Annotated in this window: 16 protein-coding genes; all 16 read left to right on the top strand. The window is 52.1% G+C overall.

The window, feature by feature from the left end; all coding sequences use genetic code 11:
* Window positions 1–225: 225 nt before the first annotated feature.
* Complete coding sequence (locus PAEVO_RS10805; RefSeq protein WP_243390725.1) at window positions 226–2343, top strand: family 10 glycosylhydrolase; 2118 nt, start codon at window positions 226–228, stop codon at window positions 2341–2343.
* Window positions 2330–3307, top strand: a complete 978-nt coding sequence (locus PAEVO_RS10800; RefSeq protein ID WP_100537539.1) for an ABC transporter permease — start codon at window positions 2330–2332, stop codon at window positions 3305–3307. The genes PAEVO_RS10805 and PAEVO_RS10800 overlap by 14 nt, the downstream gene beginning before the upstream one ends.
* Window positions 3308–3363: 56 nt before the next feature.
* On the top strand, window positions 3364–4245 hold the full coding sequence (locus tag PAEVO_RS10795) for a carbohydrate ABC transporter permease (protein WP_100537538.1): 882 nt from the start codon (window positions 3364–3366) through the stop codon (window positions 4243–4245).
* 148 nt (window positions 4246–4393) lie between these two features.
* Window positions 4394–5944 (top strand): extracellular solute-binding protein, encoded by a 1551-nt coding sequence (locus PAEVO_RS10790; protein WP_100537537.1) that lies wholly within the window; start codon window positions 4394–4396, stop codon window positions 5942–5944.
* Window positions 5945–6094: 150 nt separating this feature from the next.
* Entirely contained in the window at window positions 6095–8191 is a 2097-nt protein-coding gene (locus tag PAEVO_RS10785) for a hypothetical protein (RefSeq protein ID WP_100537536.1), read from the top strand.
* A gap of 110 nt (window positions 8192–8301) precedes the next feature.
* Window positions 8302–10638 (top strand): helix-turn-helix domain-containing protein, encoded by a 2337-nt coding sequence (locus tag PAEVO_RS10780; RefSeq protein ID WP_100537535.1) that lies wholly within the window; start codon window positions 8302–8304, stop codon window positions 10636–10638.
* Window positions 10639–10691: 53 nt separating this feature from the next.
* Complete coding sequence (locus PAEVO_RS10775; protein WP_100537534.1) at window positions 10692–11576, top strand: NAD(P)-dependent oxidoreductase; 885 nt, start codon at window positions 10692–10694, stop codon at window positions 11574–11576.
* A gap of 399 nt (window positions 11577–11975) precedes the next feature.
* Window positions 11976–12386: a DUF6157 family protein gene (locus PAEVO_RS10770; RefSeq protein ID WP_100537533.1), complete on the top strand. Its 411-nt coding sequence runs from the start codon at window positions 11976–11978 to the stop codon at window positions 12384–12386.
* A 267-nt stretch (window positions 12387–12653) separates the two neighbouring features.
* The gene (locus PAEVO_RS10765) at window positions 12654–13667 is read left to right on the top strand and encodes a LacI family DNA-binding transcriptional regulator (protein ID WP_100537532.1); all 1014 of its coding nucleotides are present in this window, start codon (window positions 12654–12656) and stop codon (window positions 13665–13667) included.
* Between the two features lie 23 nt (window positions 13668–13690).
* Window positions 13691–15124, top strand: a complete 1434-nt coding sequence (locus PAEVO_RS10760) for an extracellular solute-binding protein (protein ID WP_100537531.1) — start codon at window positions 13691–13693, stop codon at window positions 15122–15124.
* Window positions 15125–15231: 107 nt separating this feature from the next.
* Complete coding sequence (locus PAEVO_RS10755; protein ID WP_243390724.1) at window positions 15232–16065, top strand: ABC transporter permease subunit; 834 nt, start codon at window positions 15232–15234, stop codon at window positions 16063–16065.
* An 8-nt stretch (window positions 16066–16073) separates the two neighbouring features.
* The gene (locus tag PAEVO_RS10750) at window positions 16074–16940 is read left to right on the top strand and encodes a carbohydrate ABC transporter permease (RefSeq protein WP_100537529.1); all 867 of its coding nucleotides are present in this window, start codon (window positions 16074–16076) and stop codon (window positions 16938–16940) included.
* Between the two features lie 22 nt (window positions 16941–16962).
* On the top strand, window positions 16963–18255 hold the full coding sequence (locus PAEVO_RS10745; RefSeq protein ID WP_100537528.1) for a CehA/McbA family metallohydrolase: 1293 nt from the start codon (window positions 16963–16965) through the stop codon (window positions 18253–18255).
* A 159-nt stretch (window positions 18256–18414) separates the two neighbouring features.
* Entirely contained in the window at window positions 18415–19674 is a 1260-nt protein-coding gene (locus tag PAEVO_RS10740) for an MFS transporter (RefSeq protein ID WP_100537527.1), read from the top strand.
* 420 nt (window positions 19675–20094) lie between these two features.
* On the top strand, window positions 20095–20370 hold the full coding sequence (locus PAEVO_RS10730; RefSeq protein WP_100537525.1) for an acyl carrier protein: 276 nt from the start codon (window positions 20095–20097) through the stop codon (window positions 20368–20370).
* Entirely contained in the window at window positions 20351–21871 is a 1521-nt protein-coding gene (locus PAEVO_RS10725; RefSeq protein ID WP_243390723.1) for an ATP-grasp domain-containing protein, read from the top strand. The genes PAEVO_RS10730 and PAEVO_RS10725 overlap by 20 nt, the downstream gene beginning before the upstream one ends.
* Window positions 21872–21891: the final 20 nt, after the last annotated feature.

Genomic DNA, 21891 nt, shown 5'->3' with positions numbered 1-21891 from the left:
GGAACGGGACATTTTTTGCGGTTTTCCTGCAAAACAAGAAATAACCAATAAGCTCCTGTTCTTACCTTGCGGCTCTGTCAGGTATAGGGGACCTCGCGTTGGATTACGCCCCATGCGCGGACCGGCCATATTTTTCCTAACGTGTTCATGCAAGAATTGTCCCTGTTCTGCTGCCCTCAGCTTCATTATGGTAGACATACACCACAAGCAAAGGAGGGAATGCGGATGAAATGGTGGTCAACGAACCGTCTCCGATTGATTCAAAATAATCTTCGCGAGACGGACGCCGATATGGATGTGGATCTTTTGATTCGCGAACTCAAGTCGTTCCAAGCGAATGTGCTCATGATGAATGCCGGGGGCATATTTGCGTTCTATCCATCATCGCTTATGCATCAATATGTAACGCCTTACTTAACCAAGGACCTTCTGGGGGAAGCGGTAGAAAAAGCCCATGCTAATGGAATGCGATTTATTGCGCGGTTCGATTTCAGTAAAGCGCATGAATCGTTGTGGATGCGGTATCCCGAATGGTTTTACCGAGACCGTGAGGGACGGGAGGTCAATTATCACGGCATCGTTCATACGTGCCTGAATGGAGCCTATCAGCAGGTGAAGTCGCTGGAGAGCATTCAAGAAGTGCTGGAACGTTATCCGGTGGATGGGATTTTCTTCAATATGTTCGGCTACCAGCATTGGGATTACAGCGGAAATTTCTATGGACCATGCTATTGCCCAAACTGCCGCTTTCGGTTTCGCGAAGTGACCGGTGAAGATTTGCTGGCGTATACCGGGCCCGAACATCCCATGCACGAGCTGTACCGGTCCTTCCAGGAACGGACGTCAAGGGAAGTGCTGGAGCGCATTCACGGATTCGTGAAGTCGCTGCGGTCCGATGTGGCCATTAGCACGTATCACCCACACCGGGTCGATATCGTCCGCAAGGAATCGAATACGTCGCTGACAAGGTGCAGCCCGCCTTGGCTGTATTCAGCCTCGGAGAATGTCGCGTCCATACAAGACAGTTGGAATGACAAGCTGATCAGCAACTGCAGCATTAACGCCATAGACCTGACCTACCGATTCACAGGAGTATCCGAGAATGAAAATGCGATCCGTTTATATCAAAGCATCGGAAGCGGATCGGGGCTGGATTTCTGCATCATCGGGGCATTTGAAGGATATCCGGACCGGGCAAGCTTCGAAACGGTGAAGGAGATTTTCCGATACCATGCGGAGCACGAGGAGCTGTTCGGACAGCTCGGTTCCATGGCTGATGTGGTGCTCGTCAAGCCAGCGGCCCCCGAAGCGGCAGCGGAGTATCACGGTATGTTCAAAATGTTAAAGGAAGAGCACGTCCTCTTCGACGTGGTGATGGAAGAACAGCTGGTGGCTATGGAGTCCAAACTATTGCTTGTGCGAGCGGTTATTCTTCCCGGCGTTCAGGGATTGTCGGTGAAGGCGGCTCGAACGCTGCATCGGGCGGCGGATGCCGGTGCGGTGCTGGTCGCAACGGGAAACGCGCTGGAGCGACAGCCGGAGCTGCTTAAGGAATGGTTTGCGGCCTCGTTCACCGGCGTGAAACAATCGAAGCCGGGCGCTTATCTGGACGTTTCGGACAAGTCGCATTTCCCCGGCGTTGCCCATGGCCGGGACTGGATCGTCGCCGGCGGAAGCTTTGCCCGCGTTGCCTTTGACCCGGATACGACCGAGTGCCGATTGCCATTCATCGAGCCGTCCACGTTCGGGCCGCCGGAGCGTGCCTACGGCCACCGCATCGGAACAGATTACGGTTTGGCGCTGAACAGGCGGGTCGGCAAGCAGGGAACTATCCGAACCGGCGTGTATATGCCTTGGAATCCCGGCGAGCTCTACTATCGCCACGGGTTCGAGGACTACAGGCAGGTAATGGCGGACGTGCTACATGACATCGTGCCGAATCGGGTTGCTGCTACGAACGCGCCCCCATGTCTAGAGTTGTTCGTTCACCGTTTAAAGGAGGGCGGATGCCTGGTTCAGCTGCTGAATCTCTCCGGATATAACGGGACGACTTTTATGAATCCGCTTCCGTTATATGATGTTCAGGTGGAACTGACCGTTGATCGCGTGGACGAGACCGTTGCAGCAAATGCTTCGGGTTCTTGGCCGCAAAAGTGGCGGCTGCCGAGAAACGCGGAAGCGAGGGGCAGGCTGCTCCGTACCGATTCCGATGCGTTGGTGGAAACCTCGCAAGATCGCGTGATGGTGACGCTGCCGCAAATCGGCCGTTATGAAGCGGTTTGGCTGCAGGCCGTGCCTGTCGGCGATCGAAAGGAGCTGATCTCCAGCGATGGCAAAGCTTAAATCTGCTATACCTGCCCAAGGGGCCGACGGGGTCATCAAGCCGGGCCTAACGCTTCGCCCGGGCAGTCTCGCGTCCCGCATCGTCAAGCACCGGGTCATTTATTTGCTGCTGCTGCCCGGGCTGCTCTTCTTCTTGCTGTTCAAAATCGCTCCGATGTGGGGGCTGCTCCTGGCCTTTAAAGATTATAATCCGTTTCTTGGTTTTGCCGGAAGCGAATGGGCTGGATTTAAGCACTTTGCGGATCTGTTCTCTAGCTCCAACTTCTACATTATGTTGCGGAACACGTTTGCGATCAATATGATCGCTCTGATCTTTCATTTTCCGCTCCCGATCCTGCTGGCCCTGATGCTGAACGAAATCCGGCATGAGAGCTTCAAGCGCCTGAACCAGTCCATCGTTTACCTGCCGCATTTCCTGTCGTGGGTCGTCGTGGCCAGCATGACGTTCTTTCTGTTGTCGACGGACGTGGGGATCGTCAATAAACTCATCGCCGAAAGCGGCAGGGATACCGTTTCCTTTCTGTCCAATCCCAATTACTTCTGGGGACTGCTGACGGCGCAAAGCATGTGGAAGGAGGCCGGATGGGGAACGATTATCTTCCTGGCGGCCATGGCGGGAGTGGATCCCCAGCGCTACGAAGCCGCCGTCGTGGACGGGGCAGGCAGGTTCCGCCAGATCTGGCATATCACACTTCCGGCCATCCGGCCAACGATCATCATTTTGCTTATTCTTCGGCTGGGCAGCATGGCGGACACTGGCTTCGAGCAGATTTTACTGATGATGAATCCGCTGGTACGCTCGGTGGCGGAGGTGTTCGATACGTACTCCTACACGCACGGCATTCTTCAAGGGAAGATCAGCATTGGGGTGACGGTCGGCATGTTCAAGGGGCTGGTGGGGCTCGTCCTGATTGTGGCCGCCGACAAAATCATGAAGCGGCTCGGCCATGAAGGCATTTATTAAGCCTCCAACGGCGTCTGCCGCATACTCATTATGCTAAACGAAAGGAGGAATTCCGCGTGAGCTTCGTTATCCGAAAAAAAGGGCTAAGCTTGTTCGATTGGGTCAACTACAGTCTAATCACCATGTTCTCGGTCGCATGCTTGTTTCCGTTTCTTTACGTGTTCAGCGTTTCCTTTACGGATCCCGAGGTCTATGTTCCGCTTAAATTTTATTTGTTTCCCGAGCAGTGGTCCTTGGAGTCTTACAAGTACATTCTATCTACCAACAGCTTTATGAATGCGTTTAAGAGCACCGTTTTCATTACGGTCGTCGGTACCGCGCTCAACATTGTCGTTTCCTTTACGATGGCCTATGCGCTGACGAAACGGTCCATGCCCGGCAACCGCTGGGTAATGGGGCTCGTCATCTTCACGCTGGTGTTCAGCCCGGGCATCGTGCCCAACTACTTGCTGGTCAAGGAACTAGGCCTGTTGAATTCCTACTGGTCCATGATCTGGCCGAGCTTGACCAACGCCTGGAGCTTGATCGTCATCAAAAGCTTTCTGGATTCGCTTCCATCCGAATTGGAGGATTCCGCGAAAATGGACGGCTGCTCGGATATGGGCGTGTTTTTGCGGATGATAATCCCGCTGTCGATGCCGGCGATCGCCACCTTCACCCTGTTTTTTGCGGTCGGGCATTGGAACGCCTATTTTAACGCCTTGATTTACTTATCGGATTCCAGCAAGTGGACGCTTCAGCTGTTGATTAAAACGCTGGTCATCGATTCCAATTCGGTGGCGGTGGCCCAGGCCGGGGCAAGCGACGAAAATGTGGTGCCGCAGGAGACCATCCGGATGGCCTCAATTGTACTCGCGATGGTACCGATCTTGGTTGTTTATCCTTTTCTACAAAAGCATTTTGCCAAAGGAGTCATGCTGGGATCGATTAAAGGCTGATGAAGGAAACGGCGCATCGATGCCCTCTGCATCGGATATGCAGCCGGTAGGATTGAAAGCGTTATCCTGCCGCAATAGGCGGGAAGGAGATAGGACTCTGCTTCAAGAACAATAGATGGATGATGAGCATCCATAAGGAGGGGTTTACATGAAAAATACATCAAGTAAGGGAAGCTCGCACAAATGCTGGACATTCTGGCTCGCAGCCCTCATGACCGTCGTCATGCTGGCCGGATGCGGTGAACAGGCTGGCGAGAAGCCGCAGACCGCCGGGGGACCGGAAGCGGAAGACACGGACGGCAAGCCGATGACAATCAAAATGTTTGCCGGTCTCTATAACGAAATCCCCGACATGAATAATGATTATTGGAAAGAATGGGAACGCCGTACCAACGTCAAGCTGGACGTGGAATGGGTGCCGTCGGGCGATTTGGACACGAAGCTGGATTTGCTTCTGGCTTCCGGTGATTTGCCCGAGGTCGTGGCATATCAAAACCCGATCCGCCCCACGCTGATTACGGCGATTCAGAACGGCGCGTTTTGGGATTTGACCCCGTTCCTAGGGGATCTCAGCGAGTATCCGAACCTGAAAAGCAATCTCGCCCCGGATGCACTGAAATATTTGTCGGTGGAGGGGAGCATCTATGCGGTGCCGCGGTCCCGATCCAGGATCGACGGCGGGTTGAAAATAAGAGAGGACTGGCTGAAGCAGCTGGACATTCCGATCCCTACCGATTTCGATGAGTATAAAGAAGCGTTGAAGAAGATCGTCGATGCCGATATGGACGGCAACGGGAAGAAGGATACGGTAGGTCTCCTATATATCAATAACCCACCCGCATCATTCCAGGCCGGTTTCGGCGTATACAATCCGACCTATACCGATGACGGCGGGCTGATGAGCCCGTCCCTTACGCCTCAGTACGTCGAGATGGTGGAATGGCTGCGCGGTCTGTACGCAGATGGCCTAATGTCCAAGGAATACGCGGTCATGAAGGAAAGCCAGGCGGAGGAGCTCTTCAAGACGAACCGAGCCGCTTCCTATGGCCGTCCGATCTGGTGGGATCATGAATGGGAGCAGGCCATGAAAAAATCCGGTCAACCCGACGCGAAAATCCTGAACGTGACCTTGAAGGGACCGAGCGGGAATTATGCGGTCGGTTTGGAAACCGGCGTTGCAGGCGGCTTCTATATTTCCAAGAAGGTGCCTGAAGAGAAGGTGAAGCAGCTGCTGAAATATTTTGACCAGACGGCTTCCCAGGAAATGACTGATTTTGCTTACTACGGCATCGAGGGTGTCCATTATACCGAGAAAGACGGGCAGAAGGTGCTGACGGAGCAGGGGGTCAAGGAAGTCAATACGACGAGCAAGGGTGCGGGCGTACTGGCTTATGCCAAGTGGGGCAAGGTGATTAGCGCTTCCGGCGATAAAGCCTTTAACGATGCCAAAATCAAAGAGGTGGAAAATTACGACGAGATCGGAAAAATCGACCACTATCGCGTCATCACGTCCGAGGGCTGGCGCAGCACATGGCCTAAATACAGCGACGAATATGCTTCCATGGTGACAAAGGCGATTGTCGGGCATATTCCAATGGAGGAGTTCCGCGCTTACGTCGATAGGCTGAACAGCCAGCCGGACATTCAGGAAGCGTACCAACAAATGGCGGAGGCATACAAGCAGTTCAACGGGGAGTAAGGACAGTCTGCTCGGGCGGTCTCGCAGTCTGGAGCGAATATGCCGGAGAACGGGAGGAGACAGCATCATTGAAGTCTCTGTTCCACCGGCTGTCTCCGTCTTGCGAATCGCCCGTCTGTTGCCAGTTTGAAAAGAGACGGAGGTAAGGCAATGACGAAGGTTAAAGACGAACGCTTCTGGTGGCACAAGCCGCTGCGCGTCATCCAGCCCAACATGCAGGTCCGGGATACCGCCTGCATCGACCCGCCCCGGCTAGCCGCGCAGCTGAAGGAGATGGGGGCCAACGCGATGGTTTTCAATACGGGAGGTATATATGCCTGGTATGATACGCAGATTCCGTACCATACCGTGAACGGATATCTCCCGGAGGGGCGCGATCTCCTCGGAGAGCTGATCACGGCCTGTCACCTTGAAGAGCTTCGTTTTATTGCCCGGTTCGATTTCAGCAAAGCGGATGACAGCGTGTACCTACGGCGGCCGGAATGGTTTGTTCGCAAAGAGAGCGGCCGTCCGGAAATCATCGGGGCCGAACGGCCCGGACCGTGGCCGCTCTTGATGTCGACCTGCATCAATGGCGGCTACCGCAATGCGGATGTCGCGGTTCCGGTGCTCCGGGAAGCACTGTCGCGGTATCCGATCGACGGTATTTTTTTCAATAACCCCGGTTATGTGTTCTGCCGCTGTGAGCGGTGCCGTCGCAAATACGCGGAACGGTACGGCAAGGACCTCCCGGACTCCCCGCAGGAGATGGAGCCGGATTTTGCTGCAGGATGCTTCGATGACAATATGGAAGCGATGTATGACCTGATCAAGCGGGAGAGGCCGGAGGTGCCCATGATTCTATACTACAACCTCCACCGCGACAATCTGACGAAGCGCGTTCAGATCACTGATATGCTGTGTACGGAGCCGCAGGACGTGCTATCGCTCGGCCATGCCCGGATCCCCGAATTCTGGAAGCCGGCTCTCAGCATCAAGGTGGGGCGGTCGGTTCCAGGCAGGCCGGCTCCGTTTGGCATCGTGCATTCCTGCCCGGGCATGGACTGGCGCCATACCGGGCTTCCGGTAGCGGAATACCGCTTCTGGCTGGCTCAAATTCCGGCCAACGGCGGTCAGATCTGGCATTCCGTCACGGGCATACCCGATACGATCGAAGACAAGCGGATTTTGAAGACCGTAGCCGAGCTGAATCATCATGCCGCCAAGCTGGATGCCTATATGGACGGGGCCGTATCGGCTGCGGAAACCGCCCTGCTCTGGAACGAGCGCGGCGAGGCGCAGAGCTGGGCCGAAACGATGATCAACCGGCAAATCCCGTTTGACGTGCTGCTTCCCCAGAGCAGGAAGGAATGGGAGTTGGGCCGCTACCGCGTTGTACTGATTCCTGAAGGAACGGAATTTACCCCGTCCTTGATCCACGACTTGCGTTCGTACGTACATAGTGGGGGACAACTGCTAACGGAAGGGGCGCTTCCTTCCGCTGCAGCCGATGCCGTCGTAAAGCCGTTACATGACCTGCTCGGCATTTCGGATGAAGCCTTCAAAAGCGAATACCTGATTGCCTCCTATTTGCGGTTTCAGGAGCTGCCGTGCGAGATCAATCCGCTTCAACAGGGAATGGATACGACGGCGCTGATCGCTCACCGTGGTTATGTGACCTATGCTCATCCGCGGAATGACGCGGTACGGGTGCTGGCGACGCTGGTGCCGCCGTTTTCTCCGCCGGAAAGCGTGGGAGCGCCGCCGGAACGGGCATCGCTGCCAGTATCCCGTACCGAACTGCCCCTTGCGCTGGAGCAATCGTGGGGTGCCGGCCGCGCCATGTATTTCACGTTCTCGCTGGGTACGCTGCTTCGTGAATTCAAGCTGCCCGAGCACGAGATGCTGCTGGCTAACGCGATCGACCATTTGCTCGACGGGAAGCCGCAGCTGTCGGTAACGCCGTATCCCGGACTGCAGGCCACCCTCTTCCGAAGCAGCAGTGATCTGCTGCTCCACTTCGTGAACGGAGCCGGCCGCCGGCCGCTTGCAGCGGCGCTGCCTCTGCACGACATCGAGGTCCGGCTGAGACCGGGAACTAGATGGCCTACGGGGAGCGGCTTTAAACTGGAAACGCTGATCGGCGGAGGCTATATAGTAGGATCCGCAGCGAACGACGTATTGAACTTCACCTTGCCGCGGCTGGAGGTTTGGGAGTGCATCCGGATCCCGCTAAATCCCACCGTTACCGCTGTTGGGGAAGGATAGAGGAGTCGGGAGGACGAAGTATAACAGGGTGTAGGATCATCCGTAGAGAGTTGCGGATGGCACAGTGATCCGCAGGGCAGTTCCTGCCGCGGGAACCGGAGGTGAAAATCGTGAAGTCTCTTTGGCAGCATATTCAGGCATCGTTCCTCCGCTGGTTCTCCGCGAACCGCTATCTGAAGCGTCTGATTTGGCTCGGATGTCTGTCGGCCGTAATTCCGGTGATCCTAGCCGGAAGCGCGTACTATCATTTCTCCATGAAAAAGCTGACGGTCCAATTCCAGGAAAATAATATGGCGTCCTTGATGCAGCTGAAGGACCGCGTCGAAAATATCATAACGAGCATCGAGCATGAATCGCTTCAACTTGCCAGCGGTCCGCTGATTCGCAGCGCGCTGGAAAATCCCGAATATGAGACGGACTACATGCAGCAATTGGATATACTCCAACTGTTTCAGCTGCACAAAAATACCAATAACCTGATCGAAGACATCCTGTTTTACGATGTTCGGCACAGGCTGCTCCTGTCGCATTCCTATGGCCTGGTCCACCTGGACGGGTATAAAGGAAAAGAAGATATTGAGCAAGCCCTGGCGAGGGAAGGCGGAGCGAGGTGGATGCACCTCCCAAAGTCGTCGGAGAACGGATACGTCTCTTACGTCCGCCATCTTCCCGTTATGGTGCAGGGCCAACCGAGAGGCACCATCCTAATACAGGTGAAAGAGGAATCGCTTCGCAGCCTTTTGAACAATTATTCCCTTTCCCTGGAGGAGCAGTCGCTGGCCATTCTGGACTCCGATCACCGGGTCCTGCTGCATACGGATGGACGCAGCGAGATCGGCAAAACCGCGGATGAAGACTCCATTTTGGGATCTCTGCTAGAGAGCGGGGAAACGTCCAGCCATGACGTGATGACCGGGGAGGACGGCAAGGAACTGATCGCCTTTTACAAGACGTCTATGGGCCGTCTATACGTGTCCCGGATGCCGGAGCGGGAGATGATCGAGCAATTGAGGTGGATCCGCGTCCTGATCGTCATGTCGGTGTCCGTCTTTATGCTGATCGCGGTATTGCTCACCTGGTTCTCGTCCAAAATCGCGTACAATCCGATCCAGCAGCTCCTTCGTTACGGGGAGCATTTAAGAAGAAACGGCAGGAGCGGGGTAGAGAGCTCCGTCAAAGAGAATGAAATCGAGTACATCCGCTCCTCCCTTAGCTACTTGAACGAGCAGGCAGAATCCCTGAACAGCTATATTCGAAAAATTCAACCGGATTTACGGGAACGATTTCTGCAGCGTTTGCTGCTGTCCGGAAGCTCGTGGCGGTCCGGCACACTGGAGGAGGGGTGCGCGAAGCACAAGATCCCGATGAACGGACCATATGCCACGATGGTGGTGAAGGTCGAGAATCCGGTGAAAAAACGATTCTTGCCTAACGAAGGTCCGGTCATCGTGTTTGCGGTCAAAAACGTCATGTCCGAGCTGCTGGCAAACAACCGGCAGCTGGAAGGCTACGTGGTGGACCGGGAGGATCGTGAAGCGGCGGCGATTCTAAGGCCGGGAGAGCCCGGGGCTTCCTCCCAGGAGTTCCGCAGCCTCCTCGCATGTTATGCGGAATCCGTCAGCCAGTCCCTGGCGCGCTATCTTTCTTTCTCCGCGTCCATCGGCATCGGCAATACTGGAACATTGAGCCGGGCGGCGGAATCCTATAAGGAGGCGCAGCTTGCTCTGCAATATCGCCTGTTCCATGATGCGGAAACCGTACTGTTCTATGAAGACATGATCCGCATCGTGCGTAATCCCGTGTTCATGTATCCGAAGGACATCGAATCGGAGATGATCGAATATTTGTGGAACGGGGATCTGCCGCAGGCCGAGGCGTCGCTTCATGAATTTTCCCGGCGGATTCGGGTGTCGGAATCGTACAACGTGACCTCCCAGAGCTATTACGTGCTGCTCTCGGCCATTGTCCAGTCGATGGAGGAGAAAGGTCCCGGCGTGCTGGAGCTGCTGGGGGGGAATCTGTTCGATCAGCTGAAGGAGAACCAGACCTCCCGCGAAATGCATGACTGGTTCATCGGCGTCCTGTTCCCGCTGTATCAGGAAATCAGCCATGACCTGCGCACCCGATCCACCCGCCTGATCGTTCAGCGGGTATGCGGCCATATCAGCCGTCATCCCGATGGTGCTCATTCACTGGCGGACTGCGCCGAGCTGGTGGGTGTGAGCCCGTCGTACCTCAGCCGGCTGTTCAAGAAGGAGATGGGCGTATCCTTTGTCGAATATGTCATGAACTTCAAAGTGCAGAAGGCGAAACAGCTGCTCAAGGACACGGATTACACGGTCATGGAGATTGCTGAAATCGTCGGTTATTCCGAACGGAACCTGAACCGGGCCTTTCAGCGTTTCGTGCAGATGTCTCCACGGCAGTATCGGCTGTCGGTAAGATAGGAAAACCAATGAAACAGGCTTAGGCTTATACAGAAAAAGGAGAGGATCACATAATGACAATCGCACCGAAACAAACGACCGTAGGATTTATCGGCTTGGGCGTAATGGGCCACAGTATGGCAGGAAATATTCGGAACGCCGGCTACTCGCTTCACGTTTACACGCGAACCGCCTCCAAGGCGGAGCGGCTGGTGGCGGACGGCGCCGTTTGGCACGATACCCCGGCAAAGCTGGCGCAAGCCTGCGACGTAATCATTACGATGGTGGGCTATCCGAAGGATGTCGAGGAACTCTATTTAGAGCCGGAAGGGCTGGTGGCGCATGCTAGGGAAGGGGCATATCTGATCGATATGACGACGTCCAGTCCGCTGCTTGCCCGCCGCATTTATGAAGCCGCCTCGTCGAAAGGGCTCCATGCTATGGATGCTCCGGTCTCTGGCGGTGACGTGGGTGCACGTGAAGCGAGGCTGTCCATTATGATTGGCGGGGAAGAGGGAGACGTCAAGGCGGTGCAGCCTCTGCTGTCGACGATGGGAAGCAATATCGTCCATCAAGGACAAGCCGGCGCCGGACAGCATACAAAGATGTGCAACCAGATCGCTATTGCCTCTAACATGATGGGAGTCTGCGAGGCGATGGCCTATGCGGAGAGCGCCGGGCTCGATCCCGAAACCGTGCTCAAGAGCATCGAGAGCGGAGCGGCGGGCAGCTGGTCGCTTAGCAATCTGGCTCCGCGCATGATTGCCGGGAATCTGGAGCCGGGATTCTATATCAAGCATTTCATCAAGGATATGGGAATCGCGCTGGAATCCGCTAAGGCGATGAACTTGGTTACGCCGGGCTTGTCCCTAGCTGAATCGCTGTACAGCCAGCTGGCCGAGAAGGGATTTGAGGATAAAGGCACGCAGGCTTTGATTCGATATTATACGGGTGGATGAGAGTCGGATTCTTTTGCCTCAATAACATAACAGTCTCGATTTCTCCGGTAGGACGGATTGAGGCTGTTATTTATTTTGGGACATAGGGAAACTTATCAGGATAAGTCATGGATCCTCAAGCACTTAATTTTTGGCGATTACGATTAAGAGAAGCTTGTCCATGATGCCCGTCGGGATGTTGATATTCGGACCGTTGATTGGAAACGGATTACTCATGCTCGAACTGACTGCTTTGATCTCCCGCAATAAGTGAGTGGTCGAAGCCAGCTTGCCGCTGCCGGGAGCCGCTGCTTCGGATATAAGGCGGAAAACGATTCAAGATTCTAGCGCTATCCTTTAGATGATGTTACGATATGATGTATATTGAATGTTAATTGGAACTGGAGGTCATTCTTACATATGAAAGACATGAATCATTACAATACCTTTATTCAAGTTGCCGAAGACTGCCCTGCTAGCGTGGCTGTAATTCCGAAGACTAAAGGTGAGTCTAAGACCGTACCGGTTATTCAATATGAGATGATATCGAACCACCCTTACCGATATACGCAAGAGGATGTGTTGTTCGAAGTGTTTGCCGAGCGCAATCAGATCTCGGAAACGGAGAGAGCAGCCGCTCGCGAGAAGTTTTTTTCCAAAGGGCAGCCTTGTCTCCGAACCTCGTCCTTGGGCAAGCGCTATGGCTGGGGGATTCATCATGACGCTGAAGGGAAAGTCGCGATTTATGCCGTAGAGTCAGATGAATACATAAAACTCATGAACGATAAAGGCATTGCTCAATTTAAGGCGATGCGCTCCAAAAGAGCCTAGGAGCTATATCGGGAGGATACACTTTAACGGTAACCCAAACTCCATGGGGATGGGTTCTCTATAATATGCATACCAAGTCGCCAAATAGGCGGCTTTTTTTGTTTGCCGAGAGATACGAGTTTCATTTCTAAGATTTAATTTTCAATTAACAAAAACCTGCATTCTATTCAATTAATCTTTTTTACAATCAATCACGTAGGGTTATTAAACCGGTTTAATGATCAAGCATTTCCATCAGACTCTGCAAGAAGAAAGGAACAACAATAGATGGCTACCATTGATGACGTCGCCAGAATGGCTGGAGTATCCAAGGGAACCGTATCCAGTGTCTTTAGCAAAAAAAGACCTATCAGCCAACCCGTTACGAAGCGGGTACTAGAGGTGGCCCAAGAACTGGGATATTACCCCAATCATCTGGCGCGAAGTCTGGCAATCAAGAGGACAATGAGCATCGGCCTCAAAATACCTCTCCCGCCTGACGGGACAATGACGGCATTCGATACTCAGCTGATTAACGGGGTCATCCAGGAATGCTCCAAGCAAGGGTACCGCCTAGTTCTGGACACCTTGCCCGAGCAGGAGGATCCTACGTTATATTCGCAGGATCCTGTCGATGGCGTCATTCTGCTCAACCCGCGAAAGAATGACTTGCGAATCCAACGGTACCGTACGATGGGTACCCCTCTTGTTCTGGTAGGGCGATCTGATCCGTATGACGATTCGATCAGCTACGTGGATAACAACAATACAAGCGTGGCTCAACAGGTTGGAGATTATTTGCTCCGGGGCGGACATAAAACCGTGCTTTTCCTGAATGCATCCTCCGATATGACCGTGTCCTATGATCGGAGACATGGCTTGTTGGAGGCTTATAGAAAGCACGGTTTACCGATGTGTGAAGAGTATGTGGTGTACTATGACCACATGCTGTATGCCAACGGTACGGAATACGGATATATGTCGATCATGAACACCTATGGAAACATGAACTATACGGCAGTCATTACGGATACGGATCGAGTGGCACTTGGCGTGCTGAGGGCTGCCAGGGAATTGGATATCGAAGTGCCCGAACAGCTATCGGTGATCGCTCTCAGCAATGATGCTATTTTGGCTCAGGATATGAATCCAAAGCTTACATCTGTGGAATTGTCGGCTGAGACGCTCGGAGCTGAAGCGGCCAAGCTCTTGTTCGAGAAAATAAGCGATAAGCGTATCCACAGGCAAATCATCATACCTGCACAGCTGGTTGTAAGGGAATCCTGCAATGTACTATTTTAACGACAATTAAGGAGTGGATTAGCTTGGTAAAAAGAAACAAGATCATGAGTGCAATCCTGGCTGTATCTCTGTTCGGCGTGCTGCTTGCGGGTTGCTCCCCAAACGCAGGCAGCAGTACACAGGAAGGCGGCAATGCCGCGTCCCAAGCTGCATCGAATGCCGAAGAACGCACGCTCAAAATCATGACGGGCGTCATTGGCGGGAAAACGTCTGAAGAGAATACGCAGTTCGAGCAGGAAATCGAACGCCTAACCGGCATCAAGGTAACGATGAATAAGCCGGCTGCCGACTATGACCAGAAGCTGCTGGCCGCCATCGCTTCCGGGGAAAAGTTCGATTTGCTGCAGATCAGCAAAGAGAAAATGTCCACTTTTATTGATCAAGGAATCCTTACACCGTTGACCGATCAAGTGACCGGCTCCAAGGTACTCTCGGATCCAAATGTCATTCCCGCCAAGGAGTGGGAACAAGTCAAGACAAAAGATGGGGAGATCTACGGCATTTTCACCAAGTACCAGGGAGGCACGATGCCGATCGTTCGCAAGGACTGGTTGAACAAATTAAACCTGCCCGAGCCTGAAACTTTGGAAGATTATTACAATGTCCTCAAAGCGTTCACCGAACAAGATCCGGACGGCAACGGAAAAAAAGACACGTATGGGCTCAGTACGGCCGGCATGTACGAACTGCAGGGCTTCTTCAGCGCAGCGGGCCTAAAACAACGATATGTGGAAACCGCGGAAGGCAAGCTGGACGTGCCGTATTCCACAGATGCGGCCATCCCGGTTTATGAATGGCTGAACAAGCTTTTTAAGGAGGGTATTCTTGATCCGAACTTTACCACGAACGATACGGGCAAAATGCGCGACCTGTTCCTGACCGATCGTGTCGGCATGATTACGTACTGGGACGCTTGGGTAGGCATGCTGAACAACACGCGTCACGAACAGGATCCGAATACGAAATTCGAAGCGAAGGGCTTGCCGGGTGCTGCCGATGCGAACGGTAACCACATGTTGCGAAGGGGCGATCCGGATGTATGGGTTGTTCCTGTCAATGCGGAGCATCCGAAAACAGCCTTTGAATTCATTGAATGGTGGCATTCCGAGGAAGGGATTACCCTAGGCAGCCTGGGCATTAAGGACGTTGACTACACAATTGACAACAGCGGCAAGTATGTGCTGACTCAGACCGGTAAAGAGCATGCCTCCGATCACGGCGTTCCTTTCTGGTATAACCGTAACGTCGAAGCACCCTTCGGTAAACTGCCAGGCGTTCAAGAAGCGCAGGAGCTCGTCGATCAATACGCTTCCTTGGAATTAACGCCTCCAAATTGGTCGAATGCCGAGAAGATTATCAATGAACATTCCTTCAAAGCGATCATGGGCGAGCTGCCGGCTGCCGATGCCGTAAGGAAAATGAGAGAAGAACTTAAAGCAGGCGGGTATATCGATTAAAGCTTTAAGGGGAGGGGGCGGCGACAACTCCGCGCCCTCTTTATTTTCAACCATGGTGGTGATTTTCCGTGAAAGCCTTATTCAAATACAAAGCCCTATATTATATGATGATCCCAATCTTGGCCTATTTCCTGATCTTTTCCTTTTATCCGCTTGCCCGCGGACTTGTCATCAGCTTTCAAGATTACCGGCTTATCGGAGACCGGCCGTTTATTGGGTTCGATAATTATCTGAGCGTGCTGAAGGACCCGGTTTTTTGGGAAGTTTTCAAGAATACCATCTTTATCGGCGCAGGAAGCTTTATCATCAACTTCATTTTGCCGCTAATCCTTGCGCTCTCCTTAAATGAAGTAGCTTCTGTCTGGTTCAAAAAAATGACCCAGATGATCGTTTATTTACCTCATTTATTTTCCTGGGTCGTCGTAGGCGGGATGTGGATTCTCCTGCTGTCCCCGGACACCGGCATCGTTAACCAGATCATTCAGCTCTTCGGGGGTCAGTCGGTCGGTTTCCTGTCTTCAGACCGTTATGCCCGCATCGTCATGATCCTTACCTCAGGTTGGAAAGAGATGGGTTATACCTGCATTATGTACTTGGCCGCCATCGTAAACATAAATCCATCGCTTTATGAGGCTGCTAGCATGGACGGAGCCAGCCGCTGGCAGAAGGTCCGTTTCGTAACGATTCCGATGCTTCGTTCCACCATGAAAGTGGTCATTATGCTGAATGTATTGGGTATCCTGCGCTTGTTCGATCAAATATTTGTGATGAGTAATGGCGCCATTGCAAATAAAGTAGACGTCATTATGATGTACACCTATCAAAAAGGGATATTGGAGTTTAGCGTTGGTCCTGCTACGGCGGCCGGGTTCCTGGTGATTATGGCAACATTCACACTTACGTATGCAACAAGAGCGGTTATCCGCTACGATGAAGGGTGAGTCGGTATATGAAATCAACGAATAAAATAAGCTTATCAGGCCGGTTTTTTGATACGTTCAATTTTCTTTTCCTCCTTCTGCTCATATTGACCATGATTATTCCGTTTATAAATACACTTGCCCTTGCATTTTCATCTAATTTTGCTTCCATGCAGCCAGGGATCGTACTGTGGCCCAAAGAATTCAGCCTGGAGGGATTCTCCACGGTATGGAGCCGCATGAAGCTCTATTTGGCTTTTTCGAACAATGTCATTGTCACCTTGGTCGGTACGATAGGTCATGTATTCCTAAGTTCTATGGCGGGCTATGTACTGATTCAGAAAGGACTTCCCGGAAAAAAGTGGATGTTATCCGCGATCCTGTTAACGATGATGATTCCAAGTGAGGCTATCATGATTCCGCTGTATATCGTGAATCAGGATCTAGGACTCCTTAATACACTGACCTCCCTGATCCTTTCGGGTTTCGTCTCCGGCTTCAGCGTCATGCTCATGCGAAATTTCTTTCTGAGCGTTCCCTACGAGATGTCGGAATCGGCCCGAATCGACGGCGCCGGGGATCCGCGGATTTTCTTTACGATGTACTTGCCGCTTGCGAGAGCAGGACTGGCAACGGTCACCCTGTTTGAGTTTGTTAGTCGCTGGAACCAATTCACGCCTGCTGTCCTTTACATTAATGACTCATCCAAATATACACTGCAAATAGCGTTAAAATCACTCATTGTCGATAGCGATTCGACCTCGAGCAATTTCATGATCACGACCAATGTCAGAATGGCGGGCATCGTCATTGCCTTGCTTCCGCTTATCATCATTTATCCGTATGTGCAAAAGTATTTCGTCAAAGGGATGTTTGTTGGCGCAAATAAAGAATAAGCAGGAATGAGGAGGAGTTTGCATGGTAAAACGAACCAAGTTGGTGTATTCATCAACTTTCCAACGATTTATTGAGCATTCGGAACAAAGTACGTACATTGAAATTCCATTCCAAATGCCACAGAACGTCGAAAAAATTCACGTGAGCTATCAGGTGGAATCCTATGGCATTGAAAGCGCAAAAGCTGTCATTGATCTTGGCGTTCGGGACAGCGACAGCGTAAGAGGCTGGAGTGGAGGAGCACGCCAGGAATTTAATATTGGACCGAATCAAGCGACTCCAGGATATCTGCCCGGACATTTAGCGCCGGGAGAATGGGCCATTCTCCATAACGCCTACAAGGTGCCCGTTGAGGGCTGTATGGTCTCGATTATAATCGAGTTTACATATAAGTCACCGCGTTGGCTGAAGGGTGATCTTCACACGCATAGCGTTCATAGTGACGGCACTTATACACTGGAAGAAAATGCGGCCATTATGGAGAGCCTGGGCTGCGATTTTATTGCCATGACCGATCACAATACAAGCAGCCAAAACCTTGCGTATCCGCGCGGGACTTCGGTACTTATGATACCGGGTACGGAGTTTACGACGAATTTTGGCCACAGTAATTTTCTCGGCGTAAAGAACCCCATGGATGATTTCCGTGTCTCGGAGATATCCGATGTGCATGAGAAGTTTCGAGTCGCTCGCGAGCGGGGGGCCAAGATCGTACTGAATCATACGCACTGCGATAACTGCCCTTGGGAATGGGATTTCGAAGTGGATTACGACTGGGTGGAAATTTGGAACGGGCCATGGGGAGAGCGCAACAGACGCGCGCTTTTTTGGTGGCAGGAGCAGCTCGCCTCAGGGAGACGCCTGGTAGCTGTAGGCGGAAGCGATGTCCATCGTCCGGATACATATGTGAAGCATGCAATGCCATGCGTATGGGTTTGGACCGATGAAAGAACGGTGGAGGGCGTGCTGAAAGGCATTGAGGGAGGTCATGTCGTGATGACCTATTCGCCTGACGGACCTTTTGCCAACCTTCAGTGCGGTGAGTACGGGATTGGAGATCAAGTCCCTTATGAGCAAGCCGATCAACAGGTGGTCGTTCAGTTGGATGATTTGCTTGCAGGCGATCTGATTCGCCTATACAGCGAGCGCGGTTTAGAGGAAGAAACTTCTGCTGACTCGGTCGGGGGAGTTATACTTACGTTTAACGCCAAACAAAGAAGATTTTTACGAGCAGAAATTTGGCGGAGTTTCAAACAGGCGGATGGCATGTCGATGGCGGTTGTGACAAACCCCATCTATTTTGAATCAAAATAGATACACCGGAATTGTATCCAGAGGAGCAGAACATAGGTCATTGGATCGTCCGCTATGACGGACGCAAAATGAGCAATCAAGAAGAAATATCGCATTTCATTTTAAGGTATAATGAGTGTAATTCGAGTAAGGGAGATTTATCATGAAAGGGTTGGGACGATGTCAGAAGTCGAAGGTGATAAGAAAATCCACTGGAAGAGGAACATCATTCTCTTCTTAAGCAGCCAGACCCTCTCGCTGTTTGGTTCCGCCTTGGTGCAATATGCTATCATGTGGTACATTACGCTGACTACACAGTCAGGCATCATGATGACGCTGTATATTATTTGCGGATTCATTCCGACGTTCCTGCTGTCGCCGTTTGCGGGGGTATGGGCGGATCGCTTCAATCGTAAATCGCTCATTATGATTGCGGATGCGATGATCGCGGTGGTTACACTCATTTTGGCCATTACATTTATGCTTGGCTACCAAGCGGTTTGGCTGCTGTTTATCATCTCTGCCGTACGCGCACTCGGAGCAGGCATTCAGACACCAGCGGTCGGGGCGATATTGCCTCAAATCGTGCCTCAAGAAAAGCTAACGAAAGTAAACGGCATCAACGGCAGCCTACAAGCACTCACCATGTTCGTAGCGCCCATCGTCAGCGCGGGTTTGCTTACCATGGCAACGATCGAAGTGATTTTTTTCATCGACGTCGTTACGGCTGCGATCGCGATCTTTACCTTGTTTGTCTTTCTCAAAATTCCGCTGCACAAAAAGGCATCTGACACGCAAAGTACAGGCTATCTGGACGACTTCAAGGAGGGCTTGGTGTACATAAAACGGCATGCCTTTTTAAAATCATTTTTTATCTTCTTCGCTTTTTTCTTCGTGCTCATGGCACCTGCTGCCTTTCTGACTCCGCTGCAGGTTACCCGCAGCTTCGGTGACGATGTTTGGCGCTTGACGGCAATCGAGATCGCGTTTTCCGTTGGCATGATGGCCGGAGGAGGGATCATCGCGTCATGGGGCGGCTTCAAAAATAAAGTGTACACGATGGCTATCGCCAGCTTCATCATGGCCTTGTCCACTTTTGCGCTTGGCATTGTACCTGTATTCTGGATTTATTTAGCCATCATGGCTGTGTTCGGAGTTGCGATGCCCATATTTAATACGCCGACGACCGTCATGCTGCAGGAGAAGGTGGACGAAAATTATCTGGGACGTATATTCGGTGTCTTCGGGATGATCTCGACTTCCATGATGCCCATCGGGATGCTGATATTCGGACCTCTTGCCGACGTGGTCAAAATCGAATGGCTGCTGGTCGGTACCGGACTGTTTATGCTCGTACTTACTGTGTTCTTCGCTCGCAACAAGCGATTGGTTGAAGCAGGCATGCCGCTGCAGAACGAACAAGAAGCCATACCGGATTAATGCTTCCAAGCCTCGACAAAATGGGAGTTTATCCACTTAAAGCAAGCGAGGCTGAATATCCAGGCGATCCTTTCATTAAAGATCGACGGAGAATGGACATACCGAACGAAGTGTGGAAGCTTATACTAAGGATCCTAGGTGTTGCGCGGAACCATAACGCATATGGCCATGTCTTGAGTACAAGGAGCTAGTGACCTTTTGAGGTTACGGCTCCTTTTTTCGTAAGACAATTCTGACAATTTTCGCTCTATAGAATCATGTTATATTTATTGTTGACAGATTTTAACACCAAGAAGATAATAATTGTAACTATGGAAAAAGGAGGGAAATGTTTAAGGCGTTTTTTATTCGAATAATGGAATTTCTAAACGTAAGGATTCGGTTGTACCTCGTATATTAACCTTTTAAAGGAGTGTAGTCATGTACGATAAAATCGTAGACATTTTGTGCTCTATCAAAGAAGACCAACCGGAACTCCGCCAAGTCCTGTCCCCCGAAACGGATCTAAACAACGATATAGGCCTCGATTCACTGCAAATGATCCAGTTTATGCTCAAAGTCGAAGATCAGTTAAACGTGGTCATTGACTATGACCAATTCGATTACGAACATCTCCAGTCGATCGACTCATTTATCACTTTTCTGAAAAGCTGCCAATCGCAGGAGCAGCCTTTGTATGAAGATGTCAAGCAATGAAGCCGGCGTGATTCCGAAAATCGTGATGGGTACCTTCGATCCCGAAACACGTTGGAGGGATCCGAATCTGGCCCGGCTGCCCGCTATGCCCGATAAGGACCGAGAATCGATTGTCCTATGCATGGACGAGCTGCTTTTTCCATTTTGCGGTCCGGACGATGTCCTTTACAGTCGTTGCAAAATCGATCCGGCGCAGCACGAATACCTAAACGGGTTGGGCTTTTCTTTTCGGACCCGTTATCACTATGATTTGAACGATGAGAATAAGCCTTTACCGGAATCGGACGATTTCAAGCGGTGCATGTTCAGCCTTGCAGCCGAACAAGCCCAAAAGCTAATACCGGCAAACAGAACGCTGCAGACAGCCGGTGCCGGTTATTCTGAGGGTGCGGTCTTGCCGGACCCAATCTCTTCCAGGAATGCCGCAAACCGTTTGCGCCAAACACAATCACCGGATGAAGCGTTGTTCACCCACGTCGCAAACATTCTATCTCCGTACGCCATTACAACAGAAACGGAAACTTACCTCCGTGCCGCCGGACCGTTTGGACCTTTGCCGGACGTGGAGACGGTTGTACGTGTTAACTCCAAGATATACTCGAGCCGACTCCTGGCCAGAATCGGCGAGAAGCGCTACGGCATGGAGGCAAACAGCGCTGCGGAAATGGAGGCGATCGGAACTACGCTTCTGAAGCGGGGGCCATACCTGATGAAAGACCCCTTCGGTGTTTCGGGCAAGGGCAACCTGTTCATCGACAGTGAAGCCATGCAGCGAAGGATCGCAGAACACCTGCATAAACAGGAGGGAAGCGGATTGCGCGTTCAATTTCTGCTGGAGCCCCTGCTGCCGAAAGTGACCGATTTCAGTTCTCACTGGTTCATCCGGGAGAACGGTGAGAAGGAGTTCATCTCCGTTCAGCGGATGATGAATCACCAGCAAAATTACAGCGGGTCTATCCAAGCCGATGAAGCTTTTAACGGGATGCTGGAGAACGCCGGCTATTTTACCGTGATGGAGAAAGCGCTCCGGGCTCTGGTCGAGGACGGCTACCACGGCTTCGTCTGCTTCGACTCCATGATGCTGGAGGACGGAGAAGTCGCATCCATCGTGGAGATCAACGCCCGCAAGTCCATGGGACTGATTAACGCGTATCTCAATACATGGTGGGAACCATACGGCCATACCGGATGGCTTACGTTTTTGTCTCTCGGTCTTCCCGAAGGGTTCACTTTCGGGAAACTCCTGCAAGCTTTACGCGAAACCGGTCTTCTGCTGGCAGCACCCGGGGATTACGGGATCGTGCCGCTATCATCCAATACCGTCATGGTGAACGAGATTCTAACCCGACGCCGTATCGCCGAAGGAACACAGAACAAACGGGGGATGCCGAAGGGACGGCTGTATGCAGCTGTGCTGGGACGTGACGACGGACATCGCTGCGAGCTGGTCAAAAGCCTGCGTCAGATGCTCGCCGACTTGTCCGTTAAAGTTTACAACTAAATCTGGAACTCGGGGGCTCA

This window comes from Paenibacillus sp. GM2FR, assembly GCF_002803325.1.
GTDB lineage: Bacteria > Bacillota > Bacilli > Paenibacillales > Paenibacillaceae > Paenibacillus_AQ > Paenibacillus_AQ lautus.
Note: the sequence above shows the minus strand (reverse complement) of the source record. Positions and strands in the feature narration are given on the sequence as shown.